11 protein-coding genes are annotated in these 18,614 nt (G+C 31.3%); all 11 read right to left on the bottom strand.

Going from position 1 to position 18,614, the window contains the following annotated elements; translation table 11 throughout:
* Positions 1-241: 241 nt before the first annotated feature.
* The 11 genes from araA to ACWYN7_RS16095 all read right to left on the bottom strand — a co-directional run bounded on the left by araA (position 242) and on the right by ACWYN7_RS16095 (position 18,319).
* Positions 242-1,747: an L-arabinose isomerase gene (gene araA, locus ACWYN7_RS16145; RefSeq protein ID WP_462861010.1), complete on the bottom strand. Its 1,506-nt coding sequence runs from the start codon at positions 1,745-1,747 to the stop codon at positions 242-244.
* A 33-nt stretch (positions 1,748-1,780) separates the two neighbouring features.
* Positions 1,781-3,346 carry a solute:sodium symporter family transporter gene (locus ACWYN7_RS16140; RefSeq protein WP_462861009.1) on the bottom strand — a complete coding sequence of 522 codons (1,566 nt, stop codon included), beginning with the start codon at positions 3,344-3,346 and terminating at the stop codon, positions 1,781-1,783.
* Positions 3,347-3,374: 28 nt separating this feature from the next.
* Complete coding sequence (locus ACWYN7_RS16135) at positions 3,375-4,079, bottom strand: L-ribulose-5-phosphate 4-epimerase (protein ID WP_459484353.1); 705 nt, start codon at positions 4,077-4,079, stop codon at positions 3,375-3,377.
* Positions 4,079-5,761, bottom strand: coding sequence for a ribulokinase (locus tag ACWYN7_RS16130; protein WP_462861008.1), 1,683 nt, complete (start codon positions 5,759-5,761; stop codon positions 4,079-4,081). The genes ACWYN7_RS16135 and ACWYN7_RS16130 overlap by 1 nt, the downstream gene beginning before the upstream one ends.
* A 24-nt stretch (positions 5,762-5,785) precedes the next feature.
* A complete protein-coding gene (locus tag ACWYN7_RS16125) occupies positions 5,786-6,460 on the bottom strand; it encodes an NUDIX hydrolase (RefSeq protein WP_462861007.1) in 675 nt (224 codons plus the stop codon).
* A 30-nt stretch (positions 6,461-6,490) separates the two neighbouring features.
* Positions 6,491-7,156, bottom strand: coding sequence for a fructose-6-phosphate aldolase (gene fsa / locus ACWYN7_RS16120; protein ID WP_462861006.1), 666 nt, complete (start codon positions 7,154-7,156; stop codon positions 6,491-6,493).
* A gap of 9 nt (positions 7,157-7,165) precedes the next feature.
* Positions 7,166-9,205: a transketolase family protein gene (locus ACWYN7_RS16115; protein WP_462861005.1), complete on the bottom strand. Its 2,040-nt coding sequence runs from the start codon at positions 9,203-9,205 to the stop codon at positions 7,166-7,168.
* A gap of 8 nt (positions 9,206-9,213) precedes the next feature.
* Positions 9,214-10,536: a glycoside hydrolase family 27 protein gene (locus ACWYN7_RS16110; protein ID WP_462861004.1), complete on the bottom strand. Its 1,323-nt coding sequence runs from the start codon at positions 10,534-10,536 to the stop codon at positions 9,214-9,216.
* A gap of 15 nt (positions 10,537-10,551) precedes the next feature.
* The gene (locus ACWYN7_RS16105; protein ID WP_462861003.1) at positions 10,552-12,312 is read right to left on the bottom strand and encodes a sodium:solute symporter family transporter; all 1,761 of its coding nucleotides are present in this window, start codon (positions 12,310-12,312) and stop codon (positions 10,552-10,554) included.
* Positions 12,313-12,317: 5 nt separating this feature from the next.
* The gene (locus ACWYN7_RS16100) at positions 12,318-13,892 is read right to left on the bottom strand and encodes a glycosyl hydrolase family 28 protein (protein WP_462861002.1); all 1,575 of its coding nucleotides are present in this window, start codon (positions 13,890-13,892) and stop codon (positions 12,318-12,320) included.
* Between the two features lie 167 nt (positions 13,893-14,059).
* Positions 14,060-18,319 (bottom strand): hybrid sensor histidine kinase/response regulator transcription factor, encoded by a 4,260-nt coding sequence (locus ACWYN7_RS16095; RefSeq protein WP_462861001.1) that lies wholly within the window; start codon positions 18,317-18,319, stop codon positions 14,060-14,062.
* Positions 18,320-18,614 lie beyond the last annotated feature (295 nt).

The following is an 18,614-nucleotide window of genomic DNA, read 5'->3' as shown; positions in this document are numbered from 1 at the left end:
TTTTTAGCTTTGAGGGAGTCTACAAAAAAATGGACTATGCCGATTAGAAATTGGGGAATTATTTTAAACCAATTTTTGGCTATATTTGAAAACAGGATTAAACTATGAAAAGTCTAATCCTGTAATTTTTAACTTACACACTTGATGGGAAAGTGTCATTAGATATAATAAAACCAAAAAAGAGATCCGTTTTTAGCGAATCTCTTTTTCTTTATAAACCAAATTAACAAACTATACTTTTTTAAAAACCTTTGTTTAAAACATAGGCTGCATCATTCCAACGTAATTCTTGCTTAAATCTGTATAAGTCTGTTTTTTCATCAATCAATAAAAATTCAATATCCATAATTTCTGCAAAATCCTCTAAAGATTCAGCAGATATATTTTGACTGTAACATGTATGATGTGCACCACCAGCGTAAATCCAAGCAGCTGCAGCTGTTTGTAAATCAGGTTTTGCATCCCATAAAACTCTTGCTACTGGTAAATTAGGCATTTCTTCTTTTATCTCAACAGCTTCAACTGTATTAACCAACATTCTAAAACGATTGCCCATATCAACCACAGAAGCATTTAAAGCTTTCCCTGCACCTGCATTAAATACCAAACGCACAGGGTCTTCTTTTCCTCCAATTCCTAAAGGATGTATTTCGCAAGAAACATCGCCTTTTGCAATTGATGGACAAATTTCTAGCATATGAGAACCTAAACAGGTTGTATTTTTTGGGTCAAAATGATAAGTGTAATCTTCCATAAAACTATTACCACCTTCTAAACCATGTCCCATAACTTTCATAGTGCGCACCAAAGCAGCAGTTTTCCAATCACCTTCGCCTCCAAATCCATAACCAGAAGCCATTAAACGTTGAGTGGCAATGCCTGGTAATTGTTTCATACCATGCAAATCTTCAAAGGTATCTGTAAATGCTGTAAAGCCACCATCTTCTAGAAAAGCACGCATTCCAAGTTCAATTTTAGCAGCATCCCTTAAAGATTGACGCATACTACCTTCAGATTTTATTTTAGCTGCCATTACATAAGTATCTTCATACTCTTGAATAAGTCTATCTATTTGATTATCTGATATTTCATCAATAAAAGCAACTAAATCTCCTATTCCATAACCATTTACTTCATACCCAAATTTTATTTGAGCAGAAACTTTATTTCCATCAGTTACCGCAACTTGACGCATATTGTCTCCAAAACGAGCCACTTTCATTTTTTTACTATCTGCTACAGCACTAGCAACTCTTGTCCAATCAGCTACTTTTTTAATAACGTTTTCATCTTGCCAGTGTCCTGCAACAACTTTTCGATTTAAACGCATTCTTGATGCTATAAACCCAAATTCACGACCACCATGTGCAGATTGATTTAGATTCATAAAATCCATATCAATAGAATTCCAAGGAATATCTCTGTTAAATTGTGTATGTAAGTGTAAAAATGGTTTTTGTAGAGCATTTAAACCTGCGATCCACATTTTAGAAGGAGAAAATGTATGCATCCAAGTAATTAAACCTATACAATTTTCATTATTATTAGCCTCCTTGCAAAGGGCATGAATTTCTTCTGCAGTTTTTACTGTTGGTTTAAATACAATATTAACAGGCATTAAAGCATTATTGTTATAGGTTTTTGCTATTTCTTGAGAATGTAGTGCAACCTGCTTTAGAGTTTCAGGGCCATATAAATGTTGACTTCCGGTTACTAACCAAACGTCGTTTTGTTTTAAATTAATCATTATTATTTTGTTTTTAATAAATTTTAAATTTACTTAGGATAAGTAGATATAAAGTCCGATTACTGCAGCTACTACAGTAAAACCAACAGGTTTTAAAAATTCCCAGCTTGTTATATCTACTTGTTTTGTATATTCTTGGACATATGCTGTTTTTCTTGGGAAGAACTTACTCAATACAAACATTATGATTATTGTTATTACAAATAATAACCCCATTAGGTGTAAGAAACTAATATTAGGTTGTATCAAATATAATGTTACTAAATATGTAACAACACTAAATAAAATTGCAATATTTGCGGCTTTACCAGAAACTCTTTTTGAAAATACACCGATTATTATAATCGCTAAAATTGGTACACTATGTGTGCCATTTAACTCTTGTAAATACGTAAAAATACCTCCTTGAACACCATATAATAAAGGAGCTATAGCCATTGAGAATAAAGCTAAGACGATACCAAATATTTTTCCAGCTCTTACTACTTGTTTTTCAGTGGCATTTTTATTGAAATATTCTTTGTAAAAATCTAATCCAAATAAAGTTACAGAGCTGTTTAACGCACTGTTAAAAGAACTTAAAATTGCTCCAAATAAAACAGCTGCAAAAAAACCTATAAATGCTGCTGGAAGCACTTTTTTAACCAACATTGGATAAGCTTCATCAGCATTTGCTAAATCACCATTAAAGATATAGAAAGCAATTATACCAGGTAAAACCACTATAAATGGCCCAAGTATTTTAATAAAAGCTGCTAATAAAAGTCCTTTTTGTCCTTCTTTTAAATTTTTAGCTCCAAGTGCTCTTTGTATAATTGCTTGATTGGTTCCCCAATAGTAAAAATTTACAATAATCATACCTGTAAATAATGTCCAAAAAGGAACATCAGAATCTGCACTTCCAATAATATTAAACTTCTCTGGAAGTTCTGTTGTTAGTGTATTTAAACCAGTGATTACATTTCCATCTCCAATAAACATTAAACCAAAAATTGGAATTAGAGACCCTCCAATAATTAAACCTACAGCGTTGATAGAATCTGATACTGCCACAGCTTTTAGACCTCCAAAAATTGCATATATACTTCCTATTATTCCAATAGACCATACTGTAATCCAAAGTGCACTTTCTGGTCCTACATCTAAAGTTTCAGGAACATCAAACATTGTATTTATTGCTAATGCACCTGAATATAAAACTGTTGGTAGCATTGATATTGCGTATCCTAACAAGAACAGTAATGAAACAATGGTTTTTGTACTTTTATCATAACGTTTTTCTAAAAACTGAGGAATTGTAGCAATACCACTTTTAAGATATTTAGGTAATAATACAAAAGCTGTAAAAACCATAGCAATAGCAGCAACAACTTCATAAGCCATAATAGGAAGCCCATCTCTAAAAGATACTCCATTCATACCAACTATTTGCTCGGTAGAAAGATTTGTTAATAATAAAGATCCAGCTATTACAGGTCCTGTAAGGCTTCTACCTCCCAGAAAATAACCATCTGAAGAGTTTTCATCTGTTTTTCTTGTAGACCACCAAGCTATTAAAGCTACTAATAACGTAAAACCAGCAAAAGAGATTATTCCCATAATTTATTGATTATTTTAAAAATTGATATTAACAACCTTGTCCGTAATATGCATCTTTACCATGTTTACGTTCAAAGTGTTTTCTTTTAAGAGCATCTTTTAAAATTGCTGCTTTAGGATTTATTGATAATGTTAGGTGAGCCATTTTTGCAACTTCTTCACAAACAGCGCTGTTATATACTGCTTTTGCTGCTGTTTTTCCCCAAGTAAAAGGAGCGTGGTTTCCTACCAAAATCATTCCTATTTCATAATAATCTAAACCACGATCTTTTAAGCAATCAATGATTTGATAACCAGTCATGTGTTCATAATCACCTTGAATATAATTATCTTTCATAGGCGGAGCACAAGGAATATCTGCGATTAGGTGATCTGCATGTGTAGTTCCAAAAATTGGGATGTCTTTAATGGCCTGAGCCCAAGCTGTTCCGTAAGTTGAGTGTGTGTGCACTACACCTCCAATTTTATTCCACTCTTTATATAAAACAGCATGTGTTTTTGTATCTGAAGAAGGTCTCATTTTACCTTCAATAATTTTTGCTTCATAATCACAAATAACCATGTCTTCAGGTTTTAAGTCTTTGTATGGCACACCACTTGGTTTTATTGCAAACACGGCTTTATCTCTGTCTACAGCGCTGGCATTACCAAAAGTAAAAAGAACTAAGCCTAATTCTGGTAATTGCATGTTAGCCTCATAGGCCTCCTCCTTTAATGTTTTGTATGTACTCATTAGTTTTGCATTATATGATTTTCCATTGTTTCACAAAGTCTGTTGTAATCTTCATATATTTTTTTGTAGGCTTCAACATTTTCTGAAATAGGTTTATAAATATTTTCAAAAGGGCTAGCCATTGCATCCATTGCAGACTCAGTATCTTGATGTAAACCAGCTGCAATAGCTCCAAAAATAGCAGCTCCTAATGCACAGGCTTGTTCAGATTTAGCTACATTTATTGGGGCGTTTAAAACATCTGCCATAGTTTGCATTATAAATGTAGATTTCTTGGCAATACCACCAATTGCAATAACACCCTCAATAGGAATCCCTTCACTTATAAATCTGTCTGAAATTTTCTTAGCACCAAAACATGTTGCCTCTACTAAAGCTCTAAATATCTTTGGTGATGTACTTCCTAAATTAATACCAGAAATAACGCCTTTTAAATTTTGATTTGCATCGGGTGTTCTTCTACCATTCATCCAATCTAAAGCAATTTCTCCTGATGAACCAATAGGTTCTTTAGCAGCTGATTCATTCAGTTTTGGTAATATATTTTTAACGGATTCTTCGATTAAAGTTTCTTTTTCTAGTTCAGTTAAAATTTTTGAACTTCCAATAATTTCTCTTATTGGCCATTCAATTAAACGTTGATACCAAGCATAAACGTCTCCAAAGGCAGACTGACCTGCCTCTAAACCAAGCATACCAGGTATTACAGAACCATCAACTTGACCACAAATACCTTCTACTAAATGCTCTTTTTCTTCTAAAGGTTTTACCAAAATGTCGCATGTAGAGGTTCCCATCACTTTTGTTAAATGATAAGGTTTGATGTTAACGCCTACAGCTCCCATATGGCAATCGAAGGCGCCAACTGCTACTTTTACATTTGTAGGTAATCCTAATCTTGTAGACCATGCTTCTGATAAAGTTCCTACAGAAGTATTTGATGTATATGTTTCTTTGAATAATCGATCTCTTAAACCATCTAATTTAGAATCTAATGCTACAAAAAAGTCGTTTGGAGGCAAACCTCCCCAAGACTCATGCCATAAAGCTTTATGACCTGCAGCACAACGACTTCTCTTCATTTGAGTAACATCATTTCCTCCTGTGAGTAAGAAAGGAACCCAATCGCAATGTTCTACCCAAGAATATGCATTTTCTAAAACGTTTTTATCTGCTCTTGAAACATGTAAAATTTTAGACCAAAACCATTCTGATGAATAAACACCTCCTTCATATTGAGAATAATCTACATTCCATTTTTTACAAAGTTCATTAATTTCATCTGCTTCTTTAATAGCTGTGTGATCTTTCCATAAGACAAACATTGCATTAGGGTTGTCTCTGAAGTCTGGTAATAAGGCTAAAGGCGTACCTGATTTATCCACAGCTACAGGAGTTGATCCTGTTGTATCAACTCCAATACCAACCACATTTTTTACTACTTCTTCACTTACTTTTGATAAAGCAGTAGTAATTGTATTTTCTATACCCTCTATGTAATCTAAAGGATGTTGTCTGAATTTATTTTTTGATGGTTCACAGAACCTTCCTTCTTTCCATCTAGAATAGTAATGTACAGCTGTTGCTAGTTCTTCACCTGTTTGCGTATTTACAATTAAGGCTCTAACAGAATCTGACCCAAAATCCATTCCAATAGTATATTTTTTTAAATTTTCATTCATTATATGATATATTTTTGGCTTCTTTTATTTAATTTTTAAACTAAATGAATTTAATGACTCAACTTTAGATCTATCTGTCATGTATAAATAAGCCCCCTTTGTTGAAGTAGTTTTATCTTTTTCATTTAATTTAACTATAAATTCAAAGGATGATATTTTCTTTATAAAATTTCTTTTATCTAATTCTTTCGCACAAAGTTGCTCATAAATTTCCTGAACTTCTCTTAAGGTAAATTTCTCTGGAAGTAATTCAAATACTACAGGAGAATTCATTGTCTGAATTTTCATATTATTCAATGCTATTTGAATTAAATCGCTTGAACTTTTCTGAATTTTTGGAAGTTCTTGAATTGGAAACCAATGTCCTCCTTTATTTTGAATTAATTTTAAATCATAATCTTCGCTTGTAACTAAAGCATAATAAGATGTATTGATGTAAGTTCGATTTAATTTGCAATAAAAACTCGTTTTAGTTCTGATTTGCTCATTCAACACCTTATAAATTCCAATAGTTTCATAAATCAACTCATTAATATTTTCCTCTAAAGTACATTTGTAATTAATTTCATTTTCTAATAATGACCATTCATTTTTATCATCTGAGAATAAAAGAACTTTAAGTCTATAATCTTCAAAACAGAATAATACACAATCAACGCTATATTTTATTGCCTCAATACTTTTATCGGTATTTTTCATTTTTTAAATTTTATTAACCGTTGTTTCCTTTTAAACTTTTAGCTCATTCCCTTTTTTATAATCTTCTAAAAATTTTGCCAATCCACTATCTGTTAATGGGTGTTTTAACAATCCTGTGATTGATGATAAAGGTCCTGTCATTACATCACTACCAATTTTAGCACAGTTAATTACGTGCATTGTATGACGTACAGATGCTGATAAAATTTGTGTTTCAAAACCATAATTATCATACACTTGTCTTATTTCAGAAATTAGGTGTAAACCATCTGTTGAAATATCATCTAATCTTCCTAAAAAAGGAGATACATAAGTTGCCCCAGCTTTTGCTGCTAACAAGGCTTGTCCTACTGAAAAAACCAAAGTAACATTTGTTTTAATACCTTTATCAGAAAAGTATTTGCATGCTTTTACACCATCTGCAATCATAGGTAATTTTACTACAATTTGCGGGTTTAAAGCGGCTAACTCTTCTCCTTGTTTTACCATTCCTTCAAAATCTGTTGCAATTACTTCTGCAGAAACATCTCCATCTACAATTTCACAGATTTTTTTGTAATGGTTTAAAATATTATCTGCACCTGTAATGCCTTCTTTTGCCATTAAAGATGGGTTTGTGGTTACACCATCTAAAACTCCTAAAGCTTGCGCTTCTGCAATTTCTTCTAGGTTTGCTGTATCAATAAAAAATTTCATGTTTCTAGTTTATACTGTTTTTAAATATGCTAATACTTCTTTACTTACTTTTTCGCCTGTAAAACCAAACTTTTCATCTAGTACAGATGCTGGTGCAGAATAGCCAAAGTGATCTAAACCAAATACTTTTCCATTCTCGCCAACCAAACCTTCTAAATTTACTGGCAATCCTGCTGTTAAACCAAATAATGGTTTGTTTTTAGGAATTACAGCATTTTGATAATTTTTAGATTGTAATCTAAAAACACCTTCTGAAATTATAGAAGCAATATTTACTTTCAATCCGTTTTCTGATTCTAAAATTTCTGCAGCATCTACTAATGTTGATACCTCAGAGCCATTTGCAATTAATACTGCATCTGGATTTTCTACTTCTTTTACTAAATAACCCCCTTTTTCTGCAGCTAAAGCTTCTTGGTATCTTGATCCATCTTTTGATGGTAATACATCTTTAATTCCTTGTCTTGATAAAATTAAACCTGTTGGTGTGTTTTTATTTTCTAAAGCCATTTTCCAAGCCACGCTTGTTTCTGCAGAATCTGCAGGACGTAATGCTAAGAAACTTGGTTTACCACTATGGTTTTTTAATTTTTCTAACAATCTTATTTGTGCTTCTTGTTCTACAGGTTGGTGTGTTGGTCCATCTTCACCTACTCTAAAAGCATCGTGTGTCCAAACGTATTTAACTCCTAATTCTTGTATTGCACTTAATCTAATTGCGGGTTTCATATAATCTGAAAACACAAAAAATGTTGCCACAACCGGAATTACACCTCCATGTAAAGCAATACCATTAGCAATACATGCCATGGTTAACTCAGCCACACCAGCTTGTAAAAAAGAGCCTTTAAAATCTCCTTTTTTAAGTGCATGTGTTTTCTTTAAAAAACCATCTGTTTTATCACTATTAGATAAATCTGCTGAGGACACAATCATGTTTTCAACATGCTCTGCTAAATAACCTAATACACCAGAAGATGCTGCTCTAGTGGCTAAACCAGCTTTATGCTCTATCGTAGAAAAATCTAAGTTTGGTAAGTTGCCAGATAAAAAGAAATTTAATTTCTTGGCTTTTTCTGGATTAGCTTCTTTCCATATAGAAATATCTACTTTTTTTTCCTCTGCCTTTGTTTTTTTATGTGCTATTATTTTTTGATAATATTCACTTACTTCAGAATAAATATCAAAAGGATTTTCAGAGCTAGCTCCTAAATTTTCTAAAGTTTTACTATAATCTGCACCTGTAGCTCCAATTGGCTTACCATGTAATTCACAATGACCTTCGTACATACTTCCGTCTGCTGCAACACAACCTTTACCCATAATAGTTTTACCTATAATTAAAGTTGGTTTTTCTGTTTCGTTATTTGCATCTGTAAGTGCTTTTCGTATTTCATCATGGTTATGTGCATCTATGGTTACCACGTTCCAACCCCAAGCTTTATACTTCATAGCAGTATCTTCACTTGTTACTTCATCTGTAGAAGTTGATAATTGAATATCATTAGAATCAAAAAATAGAATAAAATTGTTTAATCCTAAATGACCTGCAATTCTTCCTGCTCCTTGCGATATTTCTTCTTGAATACCTCCATCAGAAATAAAACCATAAATTTTGTGGTTCATCCAATCTCCAAAACGAGCTTGTAAAAATTTAGCCGCAATTGCAGCACCAACGCCCATGGTATGCCCTTGACCTAATGGTCCTGATGTGTTTTCAATTCCTCTTGCCACATCTACTTCTGGATGACCTGGAGTTATAGAACCCCATTGTCTAAAATTAGCAATGTCTTCTTTTTTGTAATTTCCTAGAAGATAATATTGAGCATACATTAAGGTTGATAGGTGTCCTGCATCCATAAAGAAACGATCTCTGAATGCCCATGACATATCACTTGGATCATAATTAAAGAATTCAGAATACAGGATATGCATAAAATCTGCACCTCCCATAGGTCCTCCAGGATGTCCTGAATTTGCTTTTTCTACCATTGCAACTGCCAATGCTCTAATGTTGTCTGCTGACAGTTGATCTATATTTTTGTTCATTTTACTCATTATTTAAAAATCAAATATATTTTTGCACCATGTGGTGCTATTTTTGTTGTAATACTATCAGAAGAGCTTCTTTCTGTTTCTTTTGCCCACAAGTCTCTAATAAAGTAGGTTCCTTTAAGATCTAATTCTTTTAGAGATATGCTAATTTCTCTGTCTTTGTCAGTAAGGTTAAAAAAGGCTACATAAGTTCCTTTTTCATTTTCAGCAGTCCATATTTTTTCATTATCACTTTCAAAAACAGGTTTGTTATTCCAACTATTTTGATTTACCTCTAGCACTTCTTTATTGCTAATTAAATCGATGGTAAACTGATTTGTGTTTGGTAAATTACCTCCGAACATCAATGGTGAACGGAATATGCACCATAAAGTCATTAAAGTGTATTGCTCTTGTTCATTGAAGTTAGAAACTCTGTTTGTTCCACCAGACTCTCCTCTAGGTAAATCGCCTAAAGGCAGCATGTCTGCATCTGGCCAATGGCCTACTGTTACAAAAGGTGCCCAAATAGAACAACGATTCATTTGTGCTTTTAGAGAACCCCATTCGTCCCAAAAATCTGCAGAAATACGCCAAAGATTTGTATGATTTCTTAAATGGTTAATAATGGTAGTTTCTGGTCCTCCAGGAGAAATGCTAAACACAATTTCTTTACCACAATTATCAATGGCCTTTGCCATAGCTTCTATATCATCAATTCTATAAGGAGATCCCTCTCCTGTAGGAGATCCATTACTTCTATTTACTTCTGACCATGCATTAATATCGTCTGCTTTAATGTAATCTACCCCCCAATTTGCATACAATTCAAATATGGAATCGTAATATTTTTGAGCGCCTTCTTTGGTAAAGTCTAAGGTTCTTAAACTATTGAACCAAGGACATCTTTCTCTATTATAAGAAATAACATCTGCTGTGGTGGTTGTTCCTTTTATAGGTGATTTTGCGTCTACAGCTTGTATAGGAATTCCACGCATAATGTGAATGCCAAACTTTAAACCAAGATTATGGATATAGTCTGATAAAGGTTTAAATCCTTTGCCATTTGCTGCAGAAGGAAAACGTTTTGTATCTGGAATTAATCGTCCATAAGCATCAATTAGTTGTGGAATGTTTTCGTTTTTATAATTATGATTGTTAATTTCTGGACCATACCAACCTAAATCTACTACAACATATTCCCATCCATATTGTTTTAAATTTTCTGCTATAAATTTAGCGTTGGCTTTTACCTCTTCTTCAGTAACATTAGTACCAAAACAGTCCCAACTATTCCAACCCATAGGAGGTGTTAATGCTCTATTTTTTATTTTTTCTCTAAACATTAAATTATATTTTTTCTAATTAAGAACAACAGAGAAGATTAAAATGATGATGATTAAAATAATTACATTTAACATCCACCAAGTAAAAATTTTATTATACCATTTTGTGCCTAAACCTTGTTTTAACGCACTACCATTAATATTAAACGTTAAATCTTTTGAGACTTGACTTTCATCTGGATTTGGTGTTATTAAACTTGAAATAATACAAACCATCATTGAAAATACCCATGTTATTAAACCTTGATTTGCAAAAGGTTTTATAAAGTTTGCGAATTCTGAAGCGGAATCTGCTAACATCCCAAACTCTAAAAATTTTAAAAAACCTGCCATGGCAAAACCAGCAATTACAGTAACTAATGCATCTTTACCACCAACTCTTTTCCATAGCATTCCTAACAAGAATAAGGCAGAAAAAGGGGGGGCTATAAACACATATAATGCTTGTATTAAGATAAATAGGTTTACTTTGGTTACAGTTGCTAAAATGATAGCGAACACAATTGAAATTGCTAAAAAAATTGCCCCAACAACTTTACCTGTTTTTACATAATGATTTGAAGAAGCGTCTTTTTTATAGATTTCTTGATAAATATCTATAGTAAACATAGTAGATGTAGAATTTAAGACAGAGCTTACTGTAGATTGAATTGCACCAAATAATGCAGCTAATAATATTCCTTTTAAGAAGGTAGGTACTAAAATACTAATCATTTGAATGTAGGTTTTATTGGCAGCATCACTTTGTAAGGCCCAATCTCCAGAGGTTAAAAAATCTGGTTTCATTGCAAAGAATATTAAACCAGGAATTACAACTATTACTGGTAATAACAATTTTAAAAAACTTGCTAAAACCATACCACCTCTTGCATGATACATGTCTTTTGCTGCAAATATTTTTTGCACCATGGTTTGATTAACAACTGTGTACCACAAGCCAATATAAAAGAAACTAAACACCCAGTGTGTCCAAGGATTTGAGTAATGATTTAATGGTTGTATTACAGACAATCTGCTGTATTCATCGCCTTTTTCTGCTCCTTTTAGAATATTAGGAACATTATCTGAAATCCAGTTTTTAGCCCAATCTACATTACCTGTATTTACATCAACCATTACAGAGAATCCTTTGATTATCCCTTTTCCTTCACCCAAATACGCTAAGCCTAAAAAGGTAACAGTTAGTCCACCAAAAATCATTATTAAAATGGTTAGTACATCCATAAAAGCTACGGATTTTAAACCTCCCCAAACTGCCCATCCACCTGTGGTGATACCTATAATAATACAGGCATTTACAGCACTTATGTTAAAAAATTCTGTTAGTATTAAGCTACCTCCATATATTACAGGGCCCATAAAAGCAAAAATATTTGCTAAAATGGACACAATTGCAAATATGCGACGTATGGTTTTGCTGAACCTTTTTTCTAAAAACTCTGGAGTGGTATATACTTTTGAAGTTAATAGGTATGGTATAAATAACCATATTAAAAAAGTAAATGCAATTACTGTACTCCATTCTCCTGTAGCAACACTAATACCATATATTACTGCAGCTCCAATTAAACCAATAAAGTGTTCTGTACTAATGTTTGAGGCTATGTAAGAGCTACCTACAACATACCAAGGAAGGGTTCTACCAGCTAAAAAATATTCAGCTGAACTTGTGCTTTTTTTTCGACCAAACCAATAACCGATAAAACTTAAAAGAATAAAATATCCTATAAATGCTACGTAATCTAAATTTTCTAAAACAAATGCTTGATTTTCCATAAGAATTATTCAATAATTTTTAGGTCTGAAACAAACTCATTAGAACTAATATTTAGCTGAGAGACATCTTTTAAAACCCCTTCTTTTGTAACAATATTTTTAAATTTTATTCCTTCAATATTGCTGCTTTTGCTTTCTCCAATTAACTGTTTTCCTATATCTGCTATATTTGCTTGAATGGTAATATTCTCTAATAATAGATTTCTCAATTTTCCGCCACCTGCGCCTTGATAATTTGAATCTGCAATTTCAATATCGAATAAATTACCATGATATAAGGTTGCATTTTTAATGGTAAGGTTATTAATATCTGCACTGCCACCATGTCTTGCCGCTATAAATGCTTTATTGGTTGGTACTAAACTCACTACATTTTCTATTAAAATGTCTTTAGCATAATCAGCACCATTCCATGTTAGCATAATATCACCTCCATTATTATCTAATCCCCAGAACACCATATTTCTAATAGTGATGTTAGACACTGGAGTACCTTTTAACTCATTAGTACCATCCCAAAGAATATTATCATTACCTTTTTCTGCATCATATAAACCTGTGATGCAAATTCTATCATCATTACTTGCAATAAATGAATCTTCTAAGACTACGTTTTTGCTATAAGTATGAACACCGTCGTTGTTGTGTTCTCCAAAACCACAGAGTTTTACATTTTTTATAGAAACATTTTTACAGTTGGCAATTTCTAATTGATAACTAGGACTGCTTGTAATGGCAACTCCTTCTATTTCTATATTTTCAGAATCAATAAAAACAACACCTAACCAATCTGCATCCCATTCTTCTTCACGATAATTTTTATCTTCAGAAGATTCTTCTGCGTGGGTAACAAAAGATTGAGAGAGAATACCTCTACCCAATAATTTTACGTTTTTTTTGTTTTTTGATTTTATAGTAGCTTCTAAAACAGCACCACCAGCAATATATACTGTATGAATTCCGTTTACAAAAGGGTCCCAAGCCTGTCCAAATTTGTGCACACCAGGTTCTAAGAATAAAACGCCATTATCATTTTTTGATGGGATGAATTTTTCTGGTGCTTCTGCACTTATTATTATAGCGTGTTCTTCACCATTAATATTTGCAGTAACTACAAATTTTTCTGGCTTATTGATGTTTATTTTTAAAAGATTATTATTTATATCTTTTTGAATGGTTTTATCTGGTAAAACTGCCCAATCAAAAACAGTATTTCCTAATGCACATATATCTATTGTTACACTTCTTTCAAAGGTAAAGTTCAAGTATGAAACACCTTTGTAAGAAACGCTTTTGAGTTGCTTTACATGTTCGTGTTTGTCTTTTATTTCTTTGGTATGATATACAAAAGCGTCTTGGCCGTTAACCTTAACATCAAACTTTGTTGATTCCGATAAACCATGTACCTTTTCTAAACCGTTAACTGCAGGATATAGAACTAGGTCATCATTATTAGCACTATTTTTTTTAGATTTAGTAACACAACTTATAAGAAAGATTGATACTGAAAGAAATACTAGAGTTATGTTAAAAAACTTGTTTAAGTAATAATAACTCTTAAAAGTACAGTTGTTTGGCATCTTAATACATTTAAATACTGAAGCAAATGTATCTTTTAGACCTACTATTTAAGTTGCTCATTTGACAACATGTTTAGTGGTTTTGTTTAAAACACCTAAAAAAATGAGGTCTGCAATTAAAATACAAATGAGCAACTCAAAAAACTGTACGTAATAAGTTAATTGGGTTATGAAGCTTTGGTTTTAAGATTTTTTACAAACTCAGACGGAGTTACACCAAATTGTTTTTTGAAGCTTTTGGTAAAGTGAGATTGACTTTGAATACCTACTTTATCCATTACTTGAATCACATTTAAATCTGTACTAGAAAGTATTTGAGCAGCTTTTTTTAGTCTTATACTTCTTATTAAGCTTCCCACAGATTCTGAGGTAACTGCTTTTACTTTAGCATATAGTTTTGTTTTACTAACACCTAGTAATTTACATAGCATTACAACATCAAAATTTACATTATCAATATGATCATCTATACAATCTATTACTTGTTTTAAAAATTCATCTTCTAAATTGCCTTGTACATTTTTTCTAGCTTCTTCAAAAGTTTTTTCTAAAGAAGATTCTTTTATTAGCTTTCTAGATTTTAACACGTTTAGTACTGTTAAGTTTAGTACTTCTAAACTAAAAGGTTTCGATAAGTATATGTCTGCTCCAGATTGTGCTCCTTCAATTTGACTTTGTACATTGTATTTGGCAGATAGTAAAATAAAAGGGATGTTTCTGTACTTTTCGCTTTGTTTTACTTCTGCACAGAATGAAACACCATCCATAATAGGCATCATTATATCGCTTATTATTACCTGAATTTGATGTTGATCTAATAATTCTAAAGCTTCTGCTCCGTTTGAAGCTTCTATTATATGATAATCAGCATCAAAATCGTCTTTAATAAAACCCCTTAATTCTACATTGTCTTCTACTAATAAAACTTTTGGTTTTGTGAAGTTTTCGAACAATTCTACTTTGCTATTGATTTCTACATCATCATTAGGAATTAAAGGACTCAAAGCACTTTTAGATAATTTTACTGATGAATGATTATTAGCATAACCAAAGATTTCTCTATAATCAATATCTGGAATTTCTACTACAAATTTAGTTCCTACACCTTCTTCACTATAAACAGAGAGATTCATTTTATGAATGTCTACCAGACTTTTTACTAATGTTAAACCAATACCAGAGCCTTGGATATCTGCATTGTTATCACCTTGAAAAAACCGATCAAAAATATGCATTATAGATACTTCATCAATTCCTTTTCCTTCATCTTCAATAGACATATAAATGTAAGAATTAGCCACAAATTCATTTTTAATATGTTTTACATTTGAATACTTCTCATGATGATTCTCTTCGTCTTTTGAGTTTAATTTAATAGTAATTTTACTGTTTTCTGGACTAAATTTTATAGCATTTCCAAGAATGTTGAAAATTATTTTTTCTAAAACTGTTCTGTCAAATTGTAATTTATCTGACTCTAAATTGTTGATATAATTGTAGTTAATTTCTTTTTTTTCTATGGCTGATTTAAAAGATTCTCTAATATCTTCAAAGAAAGGATTTAGATGATAAGGTTTTGCATTTAACTTAAATGCAGTTGAATTTACTTTTCTGTAATCTACCAATTCGTTAATTAATCGTAACAAACGTTTTGCGTTTTTGTACATAAGTTGGTAGTACTTTTCTTTTTTATACTTGTTGATATCACTTTCGTTTATCAATTTTTCTAAAGGATTTAAAATCAATGTTAATGGGGTTTTAAATTCGTGAGAAATATTTGTAAAAAACTGCCCTGTTAATTGATATAGCTTTTCTTTTTCTTGGTCTTGAATTACGGATACTTCATACGCTTTCTTTAATCCAAACCATCTGATTATTAGGTAGTAGCTTAGTAGTAAAATTAATAAGAATAAAAGTGCATAACATACTAGAGCAAAATTTGTAAACCACCAAGGTGCTAATATTTTTATTTTTAATTGCTTAATGTTTTTAGACCAAACACCATCATTATTTGTAGCACTAACTTCAAACAAATAATCTCCATAAGGTAAATTAGAATAGCTAGCTTTTCTATCTGTTGAGTTTGTAAAAATCCAATCTTTATTATAATCTATCAATCTATATTTAAACTGTGTTCTCTTTGGGTTTGCATAATGCAATGAAGAAAATTGTATCTGAAAATTATTTTCTAAATGATTTAATTCTATTTCATCTAATGTGTTAAACGTTTGATTAAAAATTTGATGATCAGAATCTGTATCGCCAATTTCTACTAATTCGTTATTTACATATAAGTTGGTTAAAACTACATTTGTATCAAAATTATTGGTTTGTATTTCATTAGGATAAAAATAGCTTACCCCTTCTGTGCTACCAAAATAAAATCGGCCACTATCACCTTTACAAGAAGCCCCAACTTTAAAGCTATTCCCTACTAAACCATCTGTTTTATCGTAATTGATAAAGGTTTCTTTTTCTATGTTAAATCTAGAAATACCCTTACCTCCAAGCCATAATTCGTTTTTCTTTGCATCTAATAAAATGGTTTCAATATCTGATGATGATGCTCCTTCTTTTATAGAATAGTGCTTTGCTGAGTAACCATTTTTTAATTTAGAATTTACAGTTAGTTTGTTTAAGCCGCCACCTAAAGTTCCCACCCAAAAAATAGAATCATTTTGTCTTACAATTGGCCAAACCCAATTAGAACTAATGGATTTATTGTACGACTCATTTCCTTCGTAATGTAAAATTTCTTTTATACTACCATCTTCCTTTAAAAAAATATGATTTAACCCATTATTTGTGCCTACTAAAACTTCTGGGTAAAAATCATCTGCATAAATAAAAGTAATAACGCTTGATGATAGTCCATAATTTTCGCCTTTTTTTTTGTAAATTTTTTCAACTTCGTAATCATTTGGGTTGTTATAGCGAATTCTATTTAAACCATTTACCCAAGAACCTGCCCAAATATTGCCAAATTTATCTTCGGCCATACTAAAAATTATTTTTTGTGAAAGTCCTTTGTTTCCTGGTTTATCTGACGATATTTTAAAGAATGAATTTTGTTGTTTTGAATAGATGTTAATCCCCTCAAAAGTACCCACCCACAATCTGTCCTTTTGATCAATTAATAAACTTCTTACTTTATTACTCGATAGTGATTTAGGATCACTAGATTGCTTGAATTTAGTTACTTTATTGTTTTTAAAATCATAGTAATTTAAACCTGTTTTTTCTGTGCCTAGCCAAACATTTCCTTTTTTATCTTCTACTATTGCCCTAACATAATTTTCTGAAATTGAATTCTCTGAATTCTGGTTATGAACTATAGATTTAAAACCTTTTTTTCCTAAGTCTAGATAATAAACTCCACCTTCATAGTTAGAAACCCACAAGCAATTAGCTTTATCTTTTAACAAGCCTACAACTGTACTTGTTGACAAATTTGAATTGTTTTCATTAAAAAAAGTAAAATTATATTCATTACCTTTTAACGTTGCTTTTACTAAGCCATAAGTACTTCCAATCCAATAATTTTTATTTAATCCTTTTTGAAATGAACTTACAAAAAATGGTGCGTCCGGAATAATATTTGCGCTTAAAACAGGAAAATTTATTTGATAGTAAGTTGCCGAAACAGATTTCTGTTCTTTTTTATCAAAAACAGAAGTGTTTGCTTTTATAAATCCGTTTTGTGTACCTAAAAGTAGGTAATTCGTTTCCTGAGTAGAAATACCTGTAAATTGCTGGTAGTTTTTAACGATACCTTGAACGATAATTTTTTTAATATCAATATTTCCTATATTTTCATTTACATTAAACAACCCTTTGTTAGATACCACCCAAAGTAATCCATTAGAGTCTTCTTGCATGTCTACATAATTGGTGTTTTCTTGAACACCTTTCAAAAATTTTTCATTTAAAACTAATGATCCATCTTCTTTTTTTTGAATTTGAAATGCCTTGAAGTATTTGTCTGAAAGTACATACAAAATATTATTTTTAGAGATATAAACAGATGATAATTTTGTGTTTTCTAAGGATGAATTATCATTAAACCTCCACTCGAGATTAAGATATTTTTCTTTAATTTTATTAAAACATTCTACACCTCCTTCTGTGACCAACCAAAGTAGTTTTTTGGATTGAATAATTTTTTGGATTCTATTTTTATATATACTTTCAAATGGTGAGTTTTGATTTGAATATGTTTTTAAGTCATGTCCATCAAATCTATTTAAACCTCCTAAAGTACCAAACCAGATAAAATCTTGATTGTCTTGAATGATAGAAGTAACATCTGAGTGAGCCAAACCTCTTTCATGAAGAATTTTATTAAAATTTAAATTTTCTTGAGAAAAGACATTAAAAGAAATAAAAATCAAGAAAAAATATCTAAAGAAACAAATGTACTTATTCATAAGGTGTAGTAAGTTAAAGTTAAATGTTCAAATACGCTAAAATTATCTTTTTGAGTTGCTCAAAATAGAAAAACAAATTTAATTTTTAACCTATTTTAGGTTTAGCGTTTTTGATCTAAAAAAAAACGCTATAGTCCCAAATGAATGGAAGTAAAGCGTTTTATTCAATTTAATATGAATTTTTTAATAATAGTGGTATTTGATTTTAAAAGAACTAGGTTATGGTAAACATTGTTCAAATGTTTCAAAAAATAATATTTATTCATTAAAAAAGTCTAAGTAAATTTACTTAGAC

The sequence above is a fragment of the Polaribacter sp. M10 genome (assembly GCF_054968445.1).
This window is presented reverse-complemented; position numbering and strand designations above follow the sequence as displayed.

What these genes read in the sequence shown, in the direction of transcription:
- ACWYN7_RS16135 (WP_459484353.1), bottom strand. Translation starts at nt 4,079, where the DNA reads ATGAGTACATACAAAACATTAAAGGAGGAGGCCTATGAGGCTAACATG.
- ACWYN7_RS16100 (WP_462861002.1), bottom strand. Translation starts at nt 13,892, where the DNA reads ATGCCAAACAACTGTACTTTTAAGAGTTATTATTACTTAAACAAGTTT.
- ACWYN7_RS16095 (WP_462861001.1), bottom strand. Translation starts at nt 18,319, where the DNA reads ATGAATAAGTACATTTGTTTCTTTAGATATTTTTTCTTGATTTTTATT.
- ACWYN7_RS16140 (WP_462861009.1), bottom strand. Translation starts at nt 3,346, where the DNA reads ATGGGAATAATCTCTTTTGCTGGTTTTACGTTATTAGTAGCTTTAATA.
- ACWYN7_RS16130 (WP_462861008.1), bottom strand. Translation starts at nt 5,761, where the DNA reads ATGAATGAAAATTTAAAAAAATATACTATTGGAATGGATTTTGGGTCA.
- araA (WP_462861010.1), bottom strand. Translation starts at nt 1,747, where the DNA reads ATGATTAATTTAAAACAAAACGACGTTTGGTTAGTAACCGGAAGTCAA.
- ACWYN7_RS16105 (WP_462861003.1), bottom strand. Translation starts at nt 12,312, where the DNA reads ATGGAAAATCAAGCATTTGTTTTAGAAAATTTAGATTACGTAGCATTT.
- ACWYN7_RS16125 (WP_462861007.1), bottom strand. Translation starts at nt 6,460, where the DNA reads ATGAAAAATACCGATAAAAGTATTGAGGCAATAAAATATAGCGTTGAT.
- fsa (WP_462861006.1), bottom strand. Translation starts at nt 7,156, where the DNA reads ATGAAATTTTTTATTGATACAGCAAACCTAGAAGAAATTGCAGAAGCG.
- ACWYN7_RS16110 (WP_462861004.1), bottom strand. Translation starts at nt 10,536, where the DNA reads ATGTTTAGAGAAAAAATAAAAAATAGAGCATTAACACCTCCTATGGGT.
- ACWYN7_RS16115 (WP_462861005.1), bottom strand. Translation starts at nt 9,205, where the DNA reads ATGAACAAAAATATAGATCAACTGTCAGCAGACAACATTAGAGCATTG.